Genomic DNA, 18,950 nt, shown 5'->3' with positions numbered 1-18,950 from the left:
CAACACCGGAAATGAAACAAACGCCTGCCGGTCTCCGGCAGGCGTCAGGACAAATATGAGATGCAGACAGCGGTATTGTTTTCGAACGTCTCCCGGCACTACGGCGAGGTGCGGGCCGTCGACGGCGTCGATCTGGAAGTCGGGGAGGGCGAGTTCTTCGCCATGCTCGGCCCGTCCGGTTCCGGCAAGACGACCAGCCTCCGCCTGATTGCCGGCTTCGAGCAGCCGACCTCCGGACATATCGAGATCTTCGGCGAGACCGCTGAGGGCGTGCCGCCCTACCGGCGCAATGTGAACACGGTCTTTCAGGACTATGCCCTGTTTCCGCATATGAGCGTGCGCGACAACGTCGCCTACGGCCTGATGATCAAGGGCATGGGCAAGGCGGAGCGGCACAGGGCGGCGGAAGAGGCTCTGGAGCTTGTCCGTCTGCCCGGCTACGGCGACCGGCCGCCGAGCGCTCTGTCCGGTGGGCAGCGCCAGCGCGTGGCCCTGGCCCGGGCCATCGTCAACAAGCCGAAGGTCCTGCTGCTCGACGAACCGCTCGGTGCGCTCGACCTGAAGCTGCGCGAACAGATGCAGGACGAGCTGAAATCGCTGCAGCAGACCCTCGGCATCACCTTCATCTTCGTGACCCACGACCAGGGCGAGGCCCTGTCCATGGCGGACCGGATTGCCGTCTTCAATCACGGCCGGATCCAGCAGATCGGCGCACCGGAGGAAATCTATCAGCGGCCGCAAAGCCGCTTCGTTGCTGATTTTGTCGGCTCGTCCAACATTCTGGAACCGGCCGTTGCCGAGAGGCTGACCGGCCAGAAGGGCTGGGCCAGCCTCCGGCCCGAAGCGATCCGGATCGGCGAAACGGCGGGAAAGCCGGCGACCGTCGTCTCCCACAGCTATACCGGCGCCATGAACCGGGTGGTCCTCGATGTCGAGGGAACCCGGCTGACCGCAATTGTCCCGGCCCAGGTGAGCGTGCCCGCGGCCGGCGCATCGACGACCGCGGCCTGGAACCCGGACGCGCCCCATTTCATGGAGGGCGAGGGATGACCGCCATGGCGCCCGCCATCCTGCCGCCCGGCGCCGGGGTCTTCGCCAGGCTCTCAGATCTGTTCTGGCGCAGGCCTTCTGTGCTGCTTGCCGTTCTGCTTGGGCCGCCTTTGCTGTGGCTGGGCGTGATCTATCTCGGCTCGCTGATCGCCCTTCTTGCCCAGAGCTTCTTTTCCATCGACGAGTTCTCCGGCCTCATTCAGTACGAATGGACCCTGAAGACCTATGGCGAGCTGCTGCGTCCATCGAACCTCGACATCATCCTGCGCACCGTCGTGATGGCGGCTTCGGTAACGATCGCTGCCGCTATTGTGGCGTTCCCGATTGCCTATTACGCCGCCCGCTATGCCCGGGGGCGCTGGAAGGCGCTGTTTTATCTCGGCATCATGCTGCCGCTGTGGTCCAGCTATCTGGTCAAGGTCTATGCCTGGAAGCTGATCCTGGCCAAGGAGGGCATCCTCAACTGGCTTTTCGCCAAGCTGCACCTGACCTGGGCGCTCGACGCCTTTCTGGCGATCCCGCTGATCGGCGGCAACTCGCTTTCGGTCACTTACACCGGGACGTTTCTTGTCTTCCTCTATGTCTGGCTGCCGTTCATGATCCTGCCGGTGCAGGCCGCGCTCGAACGGGTGCCGGTCAGCCTGCTGGAGGCGTCCGCCGACCAGGGCGCCGAACCGCGCCAGACCTTCCGTCATGTCATCCTGCCACTGGCGCTGCCCGGTGTCGTTGCCGGGTCGATCTTCACCTTCTCGCTGACGCTCGGGGACTACATCATTCCCCAGATCATCGGATCGTCGCGGCTCTTCATCGGCCAGGCCGTCTACGCCCATCAGGGCACGGCCGGCAATATACCGCTCGCCGCCGCCTTCACCGTGGTGCCCATCGTGATCATGGGCTTCTACCTCTGGGGCGCCAAACGCATGGGGGCCTTCGATGCCCTCTGACAAAACCACGAAAGCCCCCCTCAGCCTGAAGATCGCCGCGACCGCTGGACTGCTGTTCCTGCATCTGCCGATCCTGCTGATCTTCGTCTATGCCTTCACCACGGAAGACAAGAGCTACCAGTGGCCGCCTCCCGGCCTCACGCTGAAGTGGCTTGGCGTGACCTGGAACCGGCCGGATGTCTGGGAGGCGCTGTCCCTGTCCGTCAGGGTCGCCGCGGTCTCGACAGTCATTGCCGTCGTGCTCGGCTCCTTCTGTGCGGCGGCTGTCGCCCGGACCCGGTTCTTCGGCCGGGAAACCATATCGCTGCTCGTCATCCTGCCGATTGCCTTGCCGGGCATCATCACCGGGATCGCGCTGCGGTCGGCCTTCAATATCGCCGACATTCCCTATTCGATCTGGACCATCGTCCTCGGTCACGCGACCTTCTGCGTCGTGGTCGTCTACAACAACGCGGTGGCGCGCTTCCGGCGCACCTCCGGGTCGCTGATCGAAGCCTCCATGGATCTCGGCGCCAACGGGTTCCAGACCCTGCGCCACGTTATCCTGCCCAACATCGGGACGGCGCTGCTGGCCGGCGGCATGCTCGCCTTCGCCCTGTCCTTCGATGAAGTCATCGTCACCACCTTCACCGCCGGTCAGCAGTCGACGCTGCCGATCTGGATGCTGGAGGAACTGGTGCGTCCCCGCCAGCGGCCCGTGACCAACGTGGTCGCCATGGTGGTGGTGCTGGTGACATTCCTGCCGATCCTCGGCGCCTATTATCTCACCCGCGACGGCGACCGGATCGCCGGCCACGGCAAGTAACCAACAAACGGAGGTCGACTATGGACACTCAAATGCTGATCGGGGCCGACTTCGAGGCCGGCACGGAACACGAAGAAGCCATCTTCAACCCGCGGACGGGCGAAACGGTCCTGAATCTGCCGGAAGCCTCCATCGATCAGGTGGAGCGTGCGGTCGCGGCCGCCGACAAGGCGTTTCAGACCTGGTCGCGGACCACGCCCGCGGAGCGCTCCGGCTATCTCCTGAAGATCGCCGAGCGGATCGAGGCGGAAGCCGACGGCTTTGCGGCACTCGAAGCGCTCAACTGCGGTAAGCCGATCAACGCGGTCCGTAACGACGAGATCCCGGCGATCGTCGACTGCTACCGCTTCTTCGCCGGCGCGGTGCGCTGCGTTCCGGCAAGCGCGGCCGGCGAATACATGGCGGGCCACACCTCCATGATCCGCCGCGACCCGATCGGCATCGTCGCCTCGATCGCGCCGTGGAACTATCCGCTGATGATGATGGCCTGGAAGCTGGCACCTGCCATCGGCGGCGGCAACACGGTGATCTTCAAGCCGTCAGAGCAGACCCCTTTGACAGCCCTGAAACTGGCGAAGATCCTGGCGGACGTCCTTCCCGAGGGCGTGGTCAACGTCGTCCTCGGCCGCGGCGAGAGTGTCGGCAACGCCCTGATCAACCACCCGAAGGTCAACATGATCTCGATCACCGGCGATGTGGCGACCGGCAAGAAGATCCTTCAGGCCGCGTCCAAGACCGTCAAGCGCACCCATCTAGAGCTTGGCGGCAAGGCGCCGGTGATCGTGTTCGACGACGCGGATGTCGACGCCGTCGTCTCCGGCCTCAGGGCCTTCGGCTATTACAACGCCGGCCAGGACTGCACCGCCGCCTGCCGGATCTATGCCGGTTCGAAGATCTACGACAAGCTGGTCGCGGATCTGTCGGCGGAAGTGTCCCAGATCGCCTATGCGCAGGAAGACGACACGCTGAATGAAATCGGCCCGCTGATCTCCATGCGCCAGCGCGACCGGGTGGCAAGCTTCGTCGAACGGGCCCTGGAACAGCCGCACATGGAAGCCGTTGCCGGCGGCAAGGCGCATGAAGGCAACGGCTTCTTCTACCAGCCGACGGTCATTGCCGGCGCGCTTCAGTCCGACGAGATCGTGCGCCGGGAAGTCTTCGGCCCGGTCGTCTCCGTCACCCGCTTCTCCGATGTCGACGAGGCGGTCAACTGGGCGAACGACAGCGACTACGGCCTGGCGTCGTCGGTCTGGACCAAGGACGTCTCCCGCGCCATGGCGACGTCGGCCCGCCTGCGCTACGGCTGCACCTGGGTGAACACCCATTTCATGCTGGTCAACGAGATGCCGCACGGTGGCCTGAAGCAGTCCGGCTACGGCAAGGACATGTCCCATTACGCGCTCGAGGACTACACCGCCGTCCGCCATGTCATGATCGCACACGGCTGAGCAGCCGGTTCGTCATTGGAATTCGGACAAACGAAAGGCCGGTGAGATCGATCTCACCGGCCTTTATTTCTTGCTGTCAGCGAGTCGCTTACCACTGGTTATAGGGCAGGAACTTGCCGGACATGGAAACCTGGACGCGATCGCCCTTCGGGTTCGGAATCCGTTCGATCTTCAGGTCGAAGTCGATGGCGCTCATGATGCCGTCGCCGAATTCCTCGTGGATCAGTTCCTTGATGGTGTCGCCGTAGACGTAGGTGATCTCGAAGAAGCGGTAGATCAGCGGATCCTTGGAAACGGTCTCGGCTTCCTGGCCCTTCTTCGGCGGAAGCTGGAGGGCGATTTCCACGTCCTTTGTGCGGTTGCCGAGGCCAAGGAAGGAAGCGACCTTGGCGGCGGCTTCCGCCGGCAGGGTGTTCTGGCCGAGGCAGGCGGAAACGACGAAGACGTCGGACATGCCGGCCGCCTTGGAGATTTCGGCCCAGCTGGTCTGCTTGGCGAACTTCGCCGCCATGATCAGCTCGGTCATTTCCAGCTTGGTCATCAGCGGGGCGGGCGCTGTATCAGTCGTGCTCATTTCTTTGCTCCTGTTAAAAGGTCTCTGGTTTGCGGTTGAAGGGTTCGTCAGGTTCGGTTCAGGTTTGGGACTGGGGTCAGGCGGCAGCCTCGCGGGTTCCGTTTGCAGGTGTTCCGTCGCGATCCGGCCCTGTCCGGGCAAGCAACTTGCGGGCCATCATGTGGTCGCGCGGCGCGTTGACCGTATCGACGGCAAGCAGCCGGTCGCCCTGGAAATACCTCAGGGCGAAGCGGCCTCCGTCATAGTCGCCTTCGATTTCTGTCCGGTCGTAGCCGGAAGACAGGGCTGCGATTTGCAGCTTGGCGTCGTATTGGTCGGACCAGAACCAGGGAACCGGATCATAAGCTTCCGTCTCGCCGAGCATGCTGCCGGCGGCGATCCTGGCCTGATCGATGGCATTCTGCACACTTTCCAGGCGGATCGACCGGCCGTAGCGCGCCGAGGGAAACTCGGTGCAGTCGCCCGCGGCGTAGATGCCGGGTGCGGACGTGCGGGCATATTTATCGACGGTGATACCGCTGCCGACGGCAAGGCCGGCGCTCTGCGCAAGCTCCGTGACGGGTACGGCGCCGACGGCCAGAAGCACCAGATCGGCGGGGACTTGCGTGCCGTCGCCGAGCGCGGCGCCGGTGACAGTGGTCTCGCCGGTCAGCCGCTCGACCTTCTGTTCCAGACGCAGGGTCACACCATGAGCCCGGTGCAGGTTTTGAAAATAGGTCGAGATTTCCGGCGCGACGGAGCGTTCCATCACCCGCCGGCAGGCCTCGATGACCGTGACGGTCTTGCCAAGCCCGGCGGCAACGGCGGCGAATTCCATGCCGATATAGCCGCCGCCCAGGATGACAACGTTTTCGGCTGCGTTCAGCGACGCCCGGATGGCGGCGACATCGGCCATGGTCCGGAGGGAAAACACGCCTTCAAGTGCGGCGCCTTCCAGCGGGATCTGCCGCGCCCTTGTGCCGGTCGCAAGCAGAAGCGAGGAATAAGGCAGGCGGGTACCGTCGGACAGCGCGATGCTTTTGGCGGCCGGATCGATGGATGTGACAGATGTCCGCGTGCGCAGCTCGACGAAGGCCGCCTCGAAATAGGCTTCCGGCCGCAGGAACAGGCGTTCCTCGTCCATTTCGCCCTTCAGATAGGCTTTCGACAGCGGCGGCCGCTGGTAGGGCAGGAAGGCCTCGTCGCCGAACAGGACGAGATCGCCGTCGTAGCCCTTCTGGCGCAGGGTTTCCGCTGCCTTGATGCTGGCCTGGCCGGCGCCGACGATGAGGATAGGGTCCGTCATGGGTCGCGTCTGTTTCGATTGCTCGGGATTTCGGAAGAGGCGCATGGGGCGCGGCTGCAAGTGCGCCCCATGCGATTTCAAGGCCGGGCCCTAGTAGGGCAGGCCTTCCTCGATCGGCAGTGACGGATCGCGGGACCACTCGTTCCAGGAGCCGAAGTAGATCTTCACGTCCTTCACGCCGGCTTCCTTGAGCGCCAGGTAGGTGTTCGAGGCGCGTGCGCCCTTGAAGCAGTAGATGGCGACCGGCGTGTCCGGCGTGATGCCGACGGTTGCGCATTCCGCGAGCACTTCTTCCTTGCTCTTGATCATCGGGCCGGACGGGGTCGGCTTCATCATCCGGTACCATTCCAGCCACTTGGCGCCCGGAATGCGGCCCTTTCGCGGGCAGAAGTCCTTGCCATAGGGAGAAGAGCTTTCCGCAATCCATTCGTCGATGTCGCGGACGTCGAGCTTGACCACGGCAGCGTCTTTGACCGCGTCGAGCATTGCCGCCGCATCCATCATCAGGTCCTTGCCGGTCTCCGTCATCGGGAAGGTCTTAGGCTCCGGAGCAGAAGCTTCCGTGGAGACCGGGAGACCGGCCTCGGTCCAGGCCGCGTAGCCGCCGTGGAGCACCTTGATCTTTGGATAGCCGAGATACTGCAGCAGGAAGTAGCCGCGGCAGGACTGGCCGAAGCCGGTGTCCATCGACTGTTCGTAGATGACTGCGGTTTCTTCTCCGGACAGGCCGACCGAGCCGAACTCCTCGGCGAACTTGTCCCTGAGTTCGACGATGCCTTCCGGCGAGGAGGTCGCCAGATAGGTGAAGATGTCATGCAGATTGACCGCGCCGGGAACGTGTCCGGCGGCAAAGGCTTCCGGCGCCCGCGTGTCGATGATCACGCAAGGCTCCGATTGAGCCAGGCTTTCCAGTTCAGCCGGTGAAATCAGGCTTTTGTCCGTCATGTCTGTTGTCCTTTCCACTCCGTCGACCGGGGAAGGGCCGGTCCCCTCTTTTCAAGCGATTGGCATGTCGCTCTTTTTGCGGCGGGGCGTCTTCAGGCCTCGCCGAGATCCGCCAGCATCTTGCGCAGCTGCTTGGTGGCAGGCGTCACGATGGCGACGAAATAGGCTTCGCGGAGACGGCGCTGTGCGGCGCCACGCTTGACGTAGCCGCGGGCTCCGCAATGGAGCATGGCGTTGTGGGCGGCGGCAACGGAGGTATCGCCGGCGGCCAGGCGCGCCTTGATCACGCGCACGAAATACTCCTTCGACGGATCGAACGGCGTCTTGCAGAGGTCGTAGACTTCCTCTTCCATCGCAGCCAGCTGTGCGCGGAAATCGGCGGGCTGATCCGGCAGGAAGCAGTTGACGTGGCTGAGCGAGCTGCCGGCCTGTTCCATCAGGTCGATGCAGTTCCTGATCAGGCCGAAGGCCATGCCTGCCTGAAGCAGAATGAAGCCGGCGCGGATCTTCGGAATGTAGCTGTCGATCGGATCGGCGAGCACATGCTCTTCCGGGATGAACGCCTTGCGGAACTGGATCGCGAATGTGCGCGTGCCGTCGAGGGCGACGAATTCGTCGTTGGCGACGATCTTGACGCCGTCCGCCGAACAGTCGGCCACGGCCATGACCATCCGTTCGTTCTCGCCGGGCAGGGAGAAGACGATGCCGAAATAATGATCTTCGCCGAGGTTGGAGACCCAGGGCAGCATGCCGGTAACGGAAAAGCCGCCCGGAACCCGCTCCGCCTTGAGCTTCAGCCGTTCGATGCCGAACAGGGTTTTCATCGGGTTGGACAGGCCGGTGCCGCCGAGCGCCTCGCCGGTCAGGAGCTTCGGACCGATAGTGCTCTTGAGCGTGTCGTTCTCGCTGTTGGCGATGTACCAGCCAAGCGCATCCTGGCACCAGACGCAGAAGCCGGTCGACAGGCAATGCTCGCTAACCGCGGACATGGCGCGCACGGAGCTTTCAATGTCGAATTCGCCCGAACCGTTCATCGGCGCGTGGGGGGAATAGGCTCCCGCGGTTCCGAGCGCCCGCATGAAGTCTTCCGGGTAATGACCCTTGAGGTCGATGTCATGGACCAGGGGGGCAAGGTCCTTCTGAGCCAGCTGTGCCACCTGCTCGATCATGCTTGCAGGCTCCTCGAATGCCTGCTCTTTCGGCTGTACCTGTACGTTCATTTTTCAGCTCCTAAACCGTTTTGCCCCTCCTGATGGACGTCCGCCCCGTGGAACGGGGCGGACAGACGTGTCAGGCCGACTCCGCGACCATGTTCACCGGGCGCGAGAAGGTGTTGAACACCGGCGACCACTGGCAGACGTGGGCGATCAGCTCGTCGATGGTCTCCTGCGGTGCGTCGGCGTCCATGTGGACGATGATGCGCACGTCGGTGAAACCGACCGGCTTTTCGCTGACGTCGCCGGTGCCCCACACGGCGGTGATGTTCAGGTCACCTTCCAGCTCGACTTCGAGCGAGTTGATGGTGATGCCGCGGTGAACGGCATTGGCGTGCAGGCCGACCGCGATGCAGGAACCCAGCGCTGCGAGCGAAGCTTCCGAGGGGTTCGGAGCGGTGTCGTCGCCGAGCAGTCCCGGGGGTTCGTCGACGATGTAGGGCTGCAGGTCGCGGATGTAGTTGGCGTGCCGGAAACGGCCTTCCGCCACGGTCTTGCACTTGAGCGTCTTGACCGCTTTCGGATCGGCCTTGCCCTTCTCGATCAGGTCTTCCAGACCGCCTTTGTCGATCGGAGCAAGACACCCTGTCAGGGCGGTTGCGGGTTGACTGGACATTTCTCTCTCCTTTGTTGAGACCTGCGAAGGCAGGCCCTTCGGGGTTAATCCTCGCGGTGCCAGCTGAGCCGTGCGATGGCGCGCTGGCAGAGGAAGTCGAGGCCGAAGCCGATGATGCCGATGATGACGACGGTGGCCGCCAGACGGTCGTATTCGAGGGTGTCGCGGGCGTCGTTGATGGAGTAGCCGAGGCCCGAGGTGACGCCGAGATATTCAGCCGGGACCAGCACGATCCAGGCGACGCCGAGCGCCAGGCGGACGCCGGTCAGGATGTCCTGCGAGATCGCGGGCAGGATGATCGTGAACAGCATGTGCCAGGGCCGGGCCCCGAGGTTGCGGGCGACCTTGAACCAGGACGGATCGACCCGTTTCAGACCGGCCGCGGTGGAAAACAGCACCGGCCAGACCGCGGCAATGCCGATCAGGAACACGATGGCTCCGTCCCAGGTCGTGAACGCCATGACAGCGATCGGCATCCAGGACAGCGGCGAGATCATGCGCAGGAACTGGAACGGAATGTTGGTCAGTTTCCCGACCGGGCCGAACCAGCCGATCAGGATCCCCATGGGAACCCCGACGGCGACCGCCCAGGCCAGGCCGAAGCCCACCCGGTAGAGGCTGGGGGCGGTCATTTCCGCAGCTTCGCCGCTGCCGAGCATCTCGAACAGGCGGGCGAAGGTCGGCCCCGGAGCGAAGTCCGCGAAGGCGAACATCCGCGGGTTGGACTCCACCAGCCGGCCGCCGAGCCACCACAGCACGAGCAACAACGCCATGCCGGCAAGGGCATAAAGGAAGCTCTCGGCCATGGCGGCCAGATGCCTGTTCCGCCCGGAGGCGGAAGGCGCGGCCTGCACGCCTTCTTCCTCCGGGGCATCCGCCGGCGGTGCCGGCGGTTCCATGGCGAGTTGCGTTGACCGGGTCAAAGTTCCAGGACCTCTTCGCGGTTGAAGGGATCGCCCGGATTGACCGACGGGTCGTTCTTCCAATCCGGATATTTTTCCAGGGCGGCCTTGACGAAGTCGTAGTTGACCAGATCGTCGGCCACGAACTGCGGGTCGAGCTTGTCGAGGAAGGTCTTGTCGCCACCGACGACCGTGTTGTTCATCTGCTCGACGATCAGCTTGGTCGCGGACGGGTAAGGCCAGGGCTGGAAGTCGATGCGGCCGTTGCCCCAGCTTTCGGCATGCTTGATCGCGCCGCTTTCGATGTAGTCTGCGTCGTCCGCATAAAGCGTCATCGCCCGCTCGACGACCTTTGCCGGCATCGGCAGATAGCCTTCGCCGTCCTTCGACATCAGCCGTGCGACTTCCGCCTTGTTCTGGGAAGCGTAGATCTGGGCGCGGACCACGGCATTCATGACCTTCTGGGTCCATTCCTGCTTCTCGGTCGTGGCCTGCTCATGCATGCAGATCACGCAGCACGGATGGTTCTTCCAGACGTCGCCGGTGAAGCGCAGCATGCGCGCGCCGGCCTTGATTTCGCCGAGCGCGTTGAACGGTTCGGCGACGATGTAGGCGTCGATCTTGCGGCTGGCGAGGGCGGCCGGCATTTCCGGCGGCGGCAGGATCTGCAGGTTGCATTCGTCGGCGGCCAGCGGCTCGCCTTCGCCCTTGATCACGGCCTTGATGCCCGACTGGCGCAGGGCGTACTGCAGCACGATGTTGTGCATGGAGTACCAGAAGGGAACGGCAACCTGCTTGCCGCCGAGCTGCGAGAAGTCGGTAATGTCTGTATGGCCGCCGACGACCAGGCCGGAGCCGTTGGTGTGGGCCCAGGCCATCAGCTTGACCGGGATGTTGTTGTTGTAGCGCATCCAGACCGGGATCGGCTTCAGGAAGTGCACCAGGTTGAACTTGCCGGACACGAAGCCTTCCACCAGCGGAGACCAGCCGCGGATCAGGGTCGGGCGTTCGGCGGTCAGGCCTTCGTCCGCGAAGTACCCCATGCCGTGGGCGACCAAGAGGGCGGTGGCGTCGGTGATCGGCAGGTAGCCGATGCGCACGATCTCGTCGTCTGCCGCGGCGAAGGCCGGCGAATTCATGGCGCCGATCAGCGGGCCAAGGGCTGCCATCAGGCCGCCGGCGGCGAACATGTCCAGCGTCTGGCGCCGGGTGAAATCGCTGGGGACGTATTCGTCGTCCCAATCCAGGTTTGCGGTGTTGTTGCCGTCTGCCTGTCCGTGCTTCTTGTCGACCATGTCATTCCCCTTGTTTCTGGAAGGTGAGTTCATTCACTTGATGGCCCGCACGCGTGCCGGCGCGGGGTCGGTTGCGGAGGTAAGCCGGTCGGGTGCCGCGGTTTCAGCCATGGTGAGACCCGCCGCACCCTCGTAGGCTTCGACCAGGGCCGCCTTGGCGATCGCGAATTCGTGGCTTGACGGTGCGCGATCGCCCTCGATCGGGATTGCGACCTCCGCAGAAAAGCGTCCCGGGTTGGCCTTCATCACCAACGCCCGGTCGGCCATCATCACGGCTTCGTTGATGTCATGGGTGACCAGCACCAGGGTGATGCCCATTTCGGCGGCGATCCGGCGGATGTCGCGCTGCAGGGCATGGCGGGTGAAGGCGTCGAGCGCCGACAGCGGTTCGTCGAGAAAGAGGATCTGCGGGTTGAGCACCAGCGAACGGGCCAAGGCGACACGCTGCTGCTGCCCGCCGGACAGATCCTGGACATTGCGCTTTGCATAGGAGCCGAGTTCGACCAGCTCGAGCATTTCCGGAACCCGGGTCTTGGCCTCGCGCATCCGGCCGTTGAACTTGAGCCCGACGGCGACGTTCTGCTCCACGGTCATCCAGGGATAAAGGCTCGGCGCCTGAAACATCATCACCCGGCTGGGCGACGGGCCGGTGACCAGCGCGCCGTCCACGTAGACGGTGCCTTCGCTCGCCTGGGACAGGCCGGAGAGAATGTGCAGCAGGGTGGACTTGCCGCAACCGGAGCGGCCGATCAGGGCAATCGCCTCGCCGGGCTGGATCTCCAGGTCGATACCGTCCAGGGCTTTGGTGGCCCCGCGCCGGTATGTGTGGGAGATCCCCGTTGCCTTTATATGTGCACCCTTCACCACCAAGCTCCTCGAAAAGGAAACAAACCGTTCTGTTTTCTTTTCGATGGTTTTGCACGGAACGTGCCAACTCGGGAAATGGTGCCCGGTACCTTGAATCTTAACCGGAATTTCTATTCGGGTCAGTTTTTTGCGTCTGCTGCACTGCACATAATGCGCGCGATTGCCCGAAAAACAGCCCATTTTATGGGCGGGTGTACTTGACGTGCACCTTGGCCGCAGCTGGCGGGAGCGAATTCACCAGATTGCAATCGCATCCTTGTTGCGCTAGGAAAGGAATACAGATCTGTATTCATTTGGAGGCGATCTTGCCGGCAGTCATCGAATTGGAAAAGGGTGCGGAAGGACGTGGCGGCGGAGCGCGGGAACGCCTGCTGCTGGCGGCGTCCGACCTGTTTTGCCGCCAGGGGATCAACGCGACCGGCGTCGATGCGGTGGTCGCCGCGGCCGGCACGGCCAAGACCACCCTTTATAAAGCGTTCGGATCCAAGGAAGGCCTGGTGGAAGCCGTCCTGGAACGGGAAGGCGAACAGTGGCGCAACTGGTTCGTCGCCGAAGTGGATGCCATTCCGGGCGATGCGACCAACAAGCTGGTCAACCTGTTCGACGTTCTGAAACGCTGGTTCTGCGAGGAGAACTTCTTCGGCTGCCCCTTCATCAACGCGGTGGGTGAGCACGACAAGGACGACGACCGCCTGCGCGACATCGCGATCCGCCACAAGACGGTGGTTCTGGACAAGATCCGGGATCTGGCGAAGGACGCCCGGCCGTCCGACCCGGAAGGCCTCACCCACGAACTCGCCCTTCTGATCGACGGCGCCATCGTTGCCGCCCTGATCACCCGCGACCCGAGCGTCGCCGATCACGCCCGCAACGCGGCGGCGCGGGTTCTGATGAAATAATCAGATCGGCTCAGTTCGCCCGCGGCGCATAGCTTGCCGGGTCGATCGTCTCCGGCCGACCGGGCAGGGAAAGTGCGGCAACACGCGGCGGCGTTTGCGAAATCACCTTGCCGGCCCTGACGACGGCAAGGCGGGTCGCCTTCAGCCGGATCGCCTCGATGGTGTCGCGCGCCTGCAGCAGCACGAAATCAGCCTTGCAGCCGGTGTCGACACCGTAGCCTTCCAGTCCCATGATCTTTGCCGGGTGGGTGGTGACGCAGTCGAAGGCGTAGCGCATCGCCTCGCGGCTGGTCATCTGGGCCACGTGCAGGCCCATGCTGGCGACTTCGAGCATGTCGCCGGAACCCATGGAGTACCAGGGGTCCATCACGCAGTCGTGGCCGAAGGCGACGTTGATGCCGTAGCCGCGCATTTCCGGTACCCGGGTCTGGCCGCGCCGCTTCGGATAGGTGTCGTGACGCCCTTGAAGCGTAATGTTGATCAGCGGATTGGCAATCGCGTGCACTTCCGCCTCGGCCATCAGCGGCAGCAATTTCGACACGTAGTAATTGTCCATGGAATGCATGGAGGTGAGATGGGAACCGGCTGTGCGGCCCTGCAACCCCAGCCGCTGGGTCTCGTAGGCGAGCGTCTCGATGTGGCGCGACATCGGGTCGTCGGTCTCGTCGCAGTGGAGATCGACCATCAGCCCCCGGTCGGCTGCGATCTCGCACAGCCATTTCACCGAACGGGCACCGTCTTCCATGGTGCGCTCGAAATGGGGAATGCCGCCGACGATGTCGACGCCCATGTCGAGCGCTCTCAAAAGGTTCTTTTCCGCATTGGGCGAGCGGAACAGTCCGTCCTGCGGGAAGGCGACCAGTTGCAGGTCGATATAAGGCGCGATCTTCTCCCGCACTTCCAGCAACCCTTCCACGCCGGTCAGCCTGTCGTCGCAGACATCCACATGGCTGCGGATCGCGAGAAGGCCCTGGCTGACGGCAAGGTCGCAGTAGCGCAGCGCCCGCTCGACCACCGCATCGACGGTCAGGATCTCCTTGAGCTCGCCCCAGAGTGCGATGCCTTCCAGAAGCGTGCCGCTCTCGTTCATGCGCGGCAGGCCGAGGGAGAGAGTCGCATCCATGTGGAAATGGCAGTCGATGAAGGGCGGCGACAACAGCTGTCCGTCCGCATCGATGGTGCGCGCCGCTTCCGCCGTGATGCCCGGCTCGACGCCGGTGATCCGGCCGCCTTCACAGGCAATGTCGACGCCGGTGCGGCCATCGGCGAGATTGGCGTTTTTGATCAGCAGGTCGAGGCTCATTCCAACGTCTTTCCTGTTAGCGCTGGCCACGGAAATAAGGCACGAGAAGCGCGCGCGGATAATCCGCCTTGCGGGCCACCAGGACAAGGGCGGCGATCGACAGGAGATAAGGCATCATCAGGAACACCTGTCCGGGGATGAAGCTGCCGACCTCGGTCTGCAGCCGGACCTGGAAGGCGTCGAAGGCACCGAAGAGCAGGGCGCCGAGCAGCGCCTTGCCCGGACGCCAGGAGGCGAAGACGGTAAGCGCGATGCAGATCCAGCCGCGGCCGTTGACCATGCCGAAGAAGAAGGCGTCAAAGGCGGACATGGTCAGGAATGCGCCGCCGAGCGCCATCAGCGCAGACCCGGCGACGACCGCGCCGATCCGGAGGCCATAGACCGAAAGACCCTGCGATTCCACCGCCGACGGATTGTCGCCGACGGCCCGGATCGCAAGCCCGAGCGGCGTGCGGTAGAGCACGAAGGCAGTTACCGCGACGACGGCGAGGGCCAGGAAGGTCAGCGCCGTCTGCTGGAACAGGGCCGGACCGATGAAGGGCAAGTCGGAAAGGACCGGAATATCGAGCGGCTTGAAGGCCTCGATGCGCGGAGGCGAGGACACGTCCGGCAGGGCCGTGCGGTAGATGAAATAGCTGAGCGAGGTGGCGAACAGCGTGACGCCGATACCCGACACATGCTGGGACAGACCGAGCGGCACGGTCAGGATCGCGTGGATCAGACCGAAGAAGCCTCCGGCAAGGGCGGCGACCAGGACGCCGCCCCAAAGTCCCGCGCCGAGCCAGACCGCCATCCAGCCGGCCATGGCGCCGGCGGTGAAGATGCCCTCGATGCCGAGATTGAGGACGCCGGCCCTTTCGCAGACGAGGGCGCCGATCACGCCGAAGATCAGCGGTGTGGCAATCCGCAGGGCTGCGGCCCAGAAATTGGCGGCAAGCAGAATGTCGAGAATATCGCTCATTTCGCCGCTCCTTCCGTGTGCCTTTGACCGACGAAGCGGACCTTGAACCTGAGGAACAGGCCTGAAACCAGCACCGAGATCAGCGCCATGGCGACGATCAGGTCGGCAAGATAGTTGGACACGCCGGTGGCCCGCGACATGGAATCCGCACCGACGAAAATGCTGGCGATGAAGAGCGCGGCAACGACCACGCCGATCGGATTGAGCCCTGCAAGCATGGCGACCACGATACCGGAATAGCCGAAGCCGGGCGAAAGGTCGGCGGTCAGATAGCCCTTGAGGCCCGCGACCTCGCCGACACCGGCAAGACCGGCCAGAGCCCCGGAGATCAACCCTACGCGGATAAAGGTCGCCGTCACCGGAATCCCGGCATGGCGGGCGGCATTGGCGTTTTCGCCGACCGCACGGATTTCAAAGCCCCAGACGGTGCGCTTCAGAAGAAGATAGACGCCAAGCGCCGCGACCAGCGCGATGATCAACCCGCCATGGATGCGCATGCGGGCCATCAGCTTCGGCAGAGCGGCGGCGTCCAGGATCGGCTCGGACTGGGGCCAGCCCATGCCCATCGGGTCCTTCATCGGCCCTTCGAGCATCATCTGCACGAAGAGCAGGATGACGAAGTTGAGGAGCAGCGTGGTGACCACCTCATCGACGCCGAGCCGGGTCTTCAACAGGGTCGGCCCGAGCATGACCAGCCCGCCGGCAAGGGCGCCGCAGAAGACGACCAGCGGGATCAGGACGAAGGACGGCGCGTCGATCACCCCGGTGCCGACGGCGACGGCGGCAAGCGCCCCGGCATAAAGCTGGCCTTCCGCGCCAATGTTCCAGAGCTTTGCCCGGAAGGCGAGGGCGGCGGCAAGGCCCGTCAGGATCAGCGGTGTTGCACGGGTCAGCATTTCGGTGAAGGCGAACAGGGAGCCGAAGGCGCCGGTGGCCATCAGCCCGTAGGCCTTGAAGATGTTGAGGCCCGCAAAGCCCATCGGGATGGCTGCGAGCGCCAGTGCGACGACGGCGGCGGCCACGGGAACGAGGATCAGGCGGGAGAGGGAAGCCGGCTCACGCGGTTCGAAACGGATCATGCGGCCTGCTCCTCGCTGTGCCCGGCCATGCGCATCCCAAGCGTTCCCCGGTCGAGATTTTCGGTTCTCTCGGCGGAAGACAGGTGTCCGCGATGGATGACCGCGATTCGGTCCGACAGGCGCATGAGTTCGTCCAGGTCTTCGGAAATCAGGATGACGCCGGCGCCTCGGGAGCGGGCTTCGAGCAGACGGCGGTGAACGTCCGCCGTGGCGCCCACATCGAGGCCGCGCGAGGGCTGTGCGGCGAGCACCACGATGGGATCGGAATCGAGCGTCCGGGCGAGAACGATCTTCTGGATGTTGCCGCCGGAGAGCAACCGCGCCGGCGCGTTGCCGCCCTGGCAGCGGATGTCATAGGCGGTAATCGCCTCTTTGGCGCGGGCGGCGATCGCATCGAAGCGCAGGAAACCGAAGCGCTGGTTTTCCGGCTTGCGGATCGTCTCGATGGCAAGATTCTCCGCGACCGACATCGGGCCGACGATACCGTCCCTATGCCGGTCTTCCGGAATGCGGGCGATGCCCGCATCGATCATGCCGCGCGCCGATGACCGGGTCAGCTGCTTGCCGTTGAGGCTGACGGTTCCCGAAATCGGCGCCTCCAGTCCCGAGATGACCTTGGCGAGTGTCCCCTGGCCGTTGCCGGAAACCCCAGCAATGCCGAGGATCTCACCGGAAAGAAGCTCCAGGTCGACCGCATGCAGCGCATCACGGCCTGTACCCGTGGTGACCTGAGACAGAACAAGAAGGGCGGCCCCCGGCTGCTGCGGTGTACGCGTGCTTTCCGGCACGCTCTTGCCGACCATCAGTTCGGCAAGCTGGCGCTTGTCGCAACCGGCGGTTGGCTGATCGGCCACCTTGCGGCCACCGCGCAGGACGCCGATCCGATCGGAGGCGGCAAGCACTTCGTCGAGCTTGTGTGAAATGAAGATGATGCCGAGGCCGTCGGACGCGAGTTTCTTCAAGGTGGCGAACAGCGTGTCGGATTCTTGCGGCGTAAGCACTGCGGTCGGTTCATCGAGAACCAGCACCCGTGCATCCCGGTAAAGCGCCTTCAGGATCTCCACCCGCTGCTTTTCGCCGACGGAGAGCGAGGAAATGCGGGCGTTGAGGTCGACGGTCAGGCCGGAGCGCTGCATCAGGTCGCCCAAGTGCTTGCGGGCCTTGCCGCGGGCGGAACTGAAACTGGAAAGCGGCTCGGTGCCGAGCAGGATATTTTCGAGCGCGGTCAGGTTTTCCGCCAGGGTGAAATGCTGGTGGACCATACCGATCCCGGCATTCAGCGCCGCATGGGGCGAGCCGGGCTCAAGTTCCTTGAGCGTGCCGTTTGTTCCCGCCACTGCGACGGTGCCCTCATCGGCGACGTAGTGGCCGAACAGGATATTCATCAGGGTCGTCTTGCCGGCGCCGTTCTCGCCGAGAAGCGCCAGGATCTCGCCGCGGTGCAGATCCAGGGAGACGTCGTCATTGGCGGTCAGTGCGCCGAAACGCTTGGTGATCCGCTCGAGCTTCAGAACGACGGGTGCCCCGTCCACCGTGCTGGTCATGAAATCCTCTCCCCGAAGCGCATGTGCATGCGCAGCCGCACTCACGCCTGGAGGCATGACGGCAAAACGATGCATCCGGCTGCGAATTCGGCCCAAAGTCAGAACTGGGAGCTGATCCGCAGCCGGAAGACGATCTTACATGGTCGACTTCGGTTCGCTGTCGTTGACGTTGACGCGGAACAGGCCGTCGAGGATTTCCTTTTCCTTTTCCTTCGCGGCCTTCAGAGCGTCGGCCGGAGCGAGCTTTTCATCCGCGACGAAGCTGCCGCCGCCATAGGACATGAAGCTGTAGGGGCCGTAGTCGGACGGCTCGAAGCTGTCGGTGGCGACCGCTTCAATCGCCTTGTCGATGGTCGGCTCCATGTGCCACAGGGCCGAGGCGAGGATCGTGCCCGGATAGTCGCCGGCCGTATCGATCACGTTGCCGATGGCAAGAATGCCCTTCTCCTTGGCCGCGTCGGAAACGCCAAAACGTTCCGCGTAAAGGACGTCGGCGCCCTTGTCGATCATGGCAAAGGCGGCTTCCTTGGCCTTGGGCGGATCGTACCAGGAGTTGATGAAGGTCACGAGGAACTTCACGTCCGGATTGGTCGCCGTGGCGCCTTCCATGAAGGCGTTCATCAGCCGGTTCACTTCCGGAATGGCGTAGCCGCCGACCATGCCGATGACGTTCGACTTGGTGGTCGCCCCGGCAATCATGCCGGTGAGGTAGGACGGCTCATGGATCCAGTTGTCGAACACGGAAAAATTCGGCTTGGCCGGGCCGAAGGAGGAGCCCATGAGGAAGGCCGTGTCCGGATATTCGGCGGCCACCTTGCGGGCCGCGCGTTCCACGGCAAAGGCCTCGCCGACGATCAGGTCCATGCCCTGTTCGGCATATTCGCGCATGACGCGCTCATAGTCGGTGTTGGCGGTGTTTTCGGAAAAGACATAGGTGACGTCGCCGCGATCCTGTGCGGCGGTCAGCGCCTTGTGAATGCGGCTCACCCACTGCTGTTCCACCGGAACGGTGTAGATCGCGGCAACCTTGAGCGGCTTGTCCTTGGCCGAAGCCGGCTGGAAGGGAAGCGTTGCGATGGCTGCGGCTGCAAAAGCCACCGACAGGAACGCCCGCCGGGACCGATTGAAAAGTTTTGAATATGCCATTTTTAACCCCTGGAAACTGTTTTTGGCGCGAGAGAGTTGATCATATGTTTTGCACGCTCACAATATGTGCAGA

Annotated in this window: 18 protein-coding genes; 5 read left to right on the top strand and 13 right to left on the bottom strand. The window is 63.8% G+C overall.

All coding sequences use genetic code 11. The annotated features are described in order from the left end of the window. The first annotated feature begins 60 nt into the window (after positions 1–60). Genes HK439_RS12040 through HK439_RS12025 form a run of 4 tightly spaced genes read left to right on the top strand, consistent with a single transcriptional unit; the run spans position 61 to position 4,247 of the window. Positions 61–1,050, top strand: coding sequence for an ABC transporter ATP-binding protein (locus HK439_RS12040; protein WP_190291755.1), 990 nt, complete (start codon positions 61–63; stop codon positions 1,048–1,050). Beyond that, positions 1,047–1,994, top strand: coding sequence for an ABC transporter permease (locus tag HK439_RS12035; protein ID WP_190291754.1), 948 nt, complete (start codon positions 1,047–1,049; stop codon positions 1,992–1,994). The genes HK439_RS12040 and HK439_RS12035 overlap by 4 nt, the downstream gene beginning before the upstream one ends. Continuing rightward, positions 1,984–2,799, top strand: a complete 816-nt coding sequence (locus HK439_RS12030; RefSeq protein WP_190291753.1) for an ABC transporter permease — start codon at positions 1,984–1,986, stop codon at positions 2,797–2,799. The genes HK439_RS12035 and HK439_RS12030 overlap by 11 nt, the downstream gene beginning before the upstream one ends. Before the next feature lie 20 nt (positions 2,800–2,819). Beyond that, the gene (locus HK439_RS12025; RefSeq protein WP_190291752.1) at positions 2,820–4,247 is read left to right on the top strand and encodes a gamma-aminobutyraldehyde dehydrogenase; all 1,428 of its coding nucleotides are present in this window, start codon (positions 2,820–2,822) and stop codon (positions 4,245–4,247) included. A gap of 88 nt (positions 4,248–4,335) precedes the next feature. Here the strand turns inward: HK439_RS12025 and cynS are convergent, their stop codons facing one another. The 8 genes from cynS to HK439_RS11985 form a co-directional block, all read right to left on the bottom strand. Next, positions 4,336–4,821 (bottom strand): cyanase, encoded by a 486-nt coding sequence (cynS, locus tag HK439_RS12020; protein WP_235987825.1) that lies wholly within the window; start codon positions 4,819–4,821, stop codon positions 4,336–4,338. A gap of 76 nt (positions 4,822–4,897) precedes the next feature. Next, positions 4,898–6,106, bottom strand: a complete 1,209-nt coding sequence (locus tag HK439_RS12015) for an NAD(P)/FAD-dependent oxidoreductase (protein WP_190291751.1) — start codon at positions 6,104–6,106, stop codon at positions 4,898–4,900. Positions 6,107–6,196: 90 nt separating this feature from the next. Continuing rightward, positions 6,197–7,051, bottom strand: coding sequence for a sulfurtransferase (locus HK439_RS12010; protein WP_190291750.1), 855 nt, complete (start codon positions 7,049–7,051; stop codon positions 6,197–6,199). 92 nt (positions 7,052–7,143) lie between these two features. Next, the gene (locus tag HK439_RS12005) at positions 7,144–8,271 is read right to left on the bottom strand and encodes an acyl-CoA dehydrogenase family protein (RefSeq protein WP_190291749.1); all 1,128 of its coding nucleotides are present in this window, start codon (positions 8,269–8,271) and stop codon (positions 7,144–7,146) included. Positions 8,272–8,341: 70 nt separating this feature from the next. Next, positions 8,342–8,881: an OsmC family protein gene (locus HK439_RS12000; RefSeq protein ID WP_190291748.1), complete on the bottom strand. Its 540-nt coding sequence runs from the start codon at positions 8,879–8,881 to the stop codon at positions 8,342–8,344. A 44-nt stretch (positions 8,882–8,925) separates the two neighbouring features. Next, on the bottom strand, positions 8,926–9,780 hold the full coding sequence (locus HK439_RS11995) for an ABC transporter permease (protein ID WP_209011758.1): 855 nt from the start codon (positions 9,778–9,780) through the stop codon (positions 8,926–8,928). Positions 9,781–9,800: 20 nt separating this feature from the next. Then, positions 9,801–11,078 carry an ABC transporter substrate-binding protein gene (locus HK439_RS11990; RefSeq protein WP_190291747.1) on the bottom strand — a complete coding sequence of 426 codons (1,278 nt, stop codon included), beginning with the start codon at positions 11,076–11,078 and terminating at the stop codon, positions 9,801–9,803. A gap of 33 nt (positions 11,079–11,111) precedes the next feature. Next, positions 11,112–11,942, bottom strand: a complete 831-nt coding sequence (locus HK439_RS11985) for an ABC transporter ATP-binding protein (RefSeq protein WP_328804145.1) — start codon at positions 11,940–11,942, stop codon at positions 11,112–11,114. Between the two features lie 308 nt (positions 11,943–12,250). Here HK439_RS11985 and HK439_RS11980 point away from each other — a divergent pair, with 308 nt between their 5' ends. Next, entirely contained in the window at positions 12,251–12,844 is a 594-nt protein-coding gene (locus HK439_RS11980) for a TetR/AcrR family transcriptional regulator (protein WP_209011757.1), read from the top strand. Between the two features lie 10 nt (positions 12,845–12,854). Here HK439_RS11980 and HK439_RS11975 read toward each other — a convergent pair whose 3' ends face one another. The 5 genes from HK439_RS11975 to HK439_RS11955 all read right to left on the bottom strand — a co-directional run bounded on the left by HK439_RS11975 (position 12,855) and on the right by HK439_RS11955 (position 18,877). Further along, on the bottom strand, positions 12,855–14,147 hold the full coding sequence (locus tag HK439_RS11975) for an amidohydrolase family protein (RefSeq protein WP_190291745.1): 1,293 nt from the start codon (positions 14,145–14,147) through the stop codon (positions 12,855–12,857). A 16-nt stretch (positions 14,148–14,163) separates the two neighbouring features. Further along, positions 14,164–15,108 carry an ABC transporter permease gene (locus HK439_RS11970; protein ID WP_190291744.1) on the bottom strand — a complete coding sequence of 315 codons (945 nt, stop codon included), beginning with the start codon at positions 15,106–15,108 and terminating at the stop codon, positions 14,164–14,166. After that, the gene (locus HK439_RS11965) at positions 15,105–16,187 is read right to left on the bottom strand and encodes an ABC transporter permease (RefSeq protein ID WP_190291743.1); all 1,083 of its coding nucleotides are present in this window, start codon (positions 16,185–16,187) and stop codon (positions 15,105–15,107) included. The genes HK439_RS11970 and HK439_RS11965 overlap by 4 nt, the downstream gene beginning before the upstream one ends. Next, entirely contained in the window at positions 16,184–17,731 is a 1,548-nt protein-coding gene (locus tag HK439_RS11960) for an ABC transporter ATP-binding protein (protein WP_190291742.1), read from the bottom strand. The genes HK439_RS11965 and HK439_RS11960 overlap by 4 nt, the downstream gene beginning before the upstream one ends. Positions 17,732–17,866: 135 nt before the next feature. Continuing rightward, complete coding sequence (locus HK439_RS11955; protein WP_190291741.1) at positions 17,867–18,877, bottom strand: BMP family protein; 1,011 nt, start codon at positions 18,875–18,877, stop codon at positions 17,867–17,869. Positions 18,878–18,950: the final 73 nt, after the last annotated feature.

The organism is Roseibium aggregatum (genome assembly GCF_014692675.1).
GTDB classification, from domain to species: domain Bacteria; phylum Pseudomonadota; class Alphaproteobacteria; order Rhizobiales; family Stappiaceae; genus Roseibium; species Roseibium aggregatum_C.
Note: the sequence above shows the minus strand (reverse complement) of the source record. Positions and strands in the feature narration are given on the sequence as shown.

What these genes read in the sequence shown, in the direction of transcription:
- HK439_RS12040 (WP_190291755.1), top strand. Translation starts at nt 61, where the DNA reads ATGCAGACAGCGGTATTGTTTTCGAACGTCTCCCGGCACTACGGCGAG.
- HK439_RS12035 (WP_190291754.1), top strand. Translation starts at nt 1,047, where the DNA reads ATGACCGCCATGGCGCCCGCCATCCTGCCGCCCGGCGCCGGGGTCTTC.
- HK439_RS12030 (WP_190291753.1), top strand. Translation starts at nt 1,984, where the DNA reads ATGCCCTCTGACAAAACCACGAAAGCCCCCCTCAGCCTGAAGATCGCC.
- HK439_RS12025 (WP_190291752.1), top strand. Translation starts at nt 2,820, where the DNA reads ATGGACACTCAAATGCTGATCGGGGCCGACTTCGAGGCCGGCACGGAA.
- cynS (WP_235987825.1), bottom strand. Translation starts at nt 4,821, where the DNA reads ATGAGCACGACTGATACAGCGCCCGCCCCGCTGATGACCAAGCTGGAA.
- HK439_RS12015 (WP_190291751.1), bottom strand. Translation starts at nt 6,106, where the DNA reads ATGACGGACCCTATCCTCATCGTCGGCGCCGGCCAGGCCAGCATCAAG.
- HK439_RS12010 (WP_190291750.1), bottom strand. Translation starts at nt 7,051, where the DNA reads ATGACGGACAAAAGCCTGATTTCACCGGCTGAACTGGAAAGCCTGGCT.
- HK439_RS12005 (WP_190291749.1), bottom strand. Translation starts at nt 8,271, where the DNA reads ATGAACGTACAGGTACAGCCGAAAGAGCAGGCATTCGAGGAGCCTGCA.
- HK439_RS12000 (WP_190291748.1), bottom strand. Translation starts at nt 8,881, where the DNA reads ATGTCCAGTCAACCCGCAACCGCCCTGACAGGGTGTCTTGCTCCGATC.
- HK439_RS11995 (WP_209011758.1), bottom strand. Translation starts at nt 9,780, where the DNA reads ATGGAACCGCCGGCACCGCCGGCGGATGCCCCGGAGGAAGAAGGCGTG.
- HK439_RS11990 (WP_190291747.1), bottom strand. Translation starts at nt 11,078, where the DNA reads ATGGTCGACAAGAAGCACGGACAGGCAGACGGCAACAACACCGCAAAC.
- HK439_RS11975 (WP_190291745.1), bottom strand. Translation starts at nt 14,147, where the DNA reads ATGAGCCTCGACCTGCTGATCAAAAACGCCAATCTCGCCGATGGCCGC.
- HK439_RS11970 (WP_190291744.1), bottom strand. Translation starts at nt 15,108, where the DNA reads ATGAGCGATATTCTCGACATTCTGCTTGCCGCCAATTTCTGGGCCGCA.
- HK439_RS11965 (WP_190291743.1), bottom strand. Translation starts at nt 16,187, where the DNA reads ATGATCCGTTTCGAACCGCGTGAGCCGGCTTCCCTCTCCCGCCTGATC.
- HK439_RS11960 (WP_190291742.1), bottom strand. Translation starts at nt 17,731, where the DNA reads ATGACCAGCACGGTGGACGGGGCACCCGTCGTTCTGAAGCTCGAGCGG.
- HK439_RS11955 (WP_190291741.1), bottom strand. Translation starts at nt 18,877, where the DNA reads ATGGCATATTCAAAACTTTTCAATCGGTCCCGGCGGGCGTTCCTGTCG.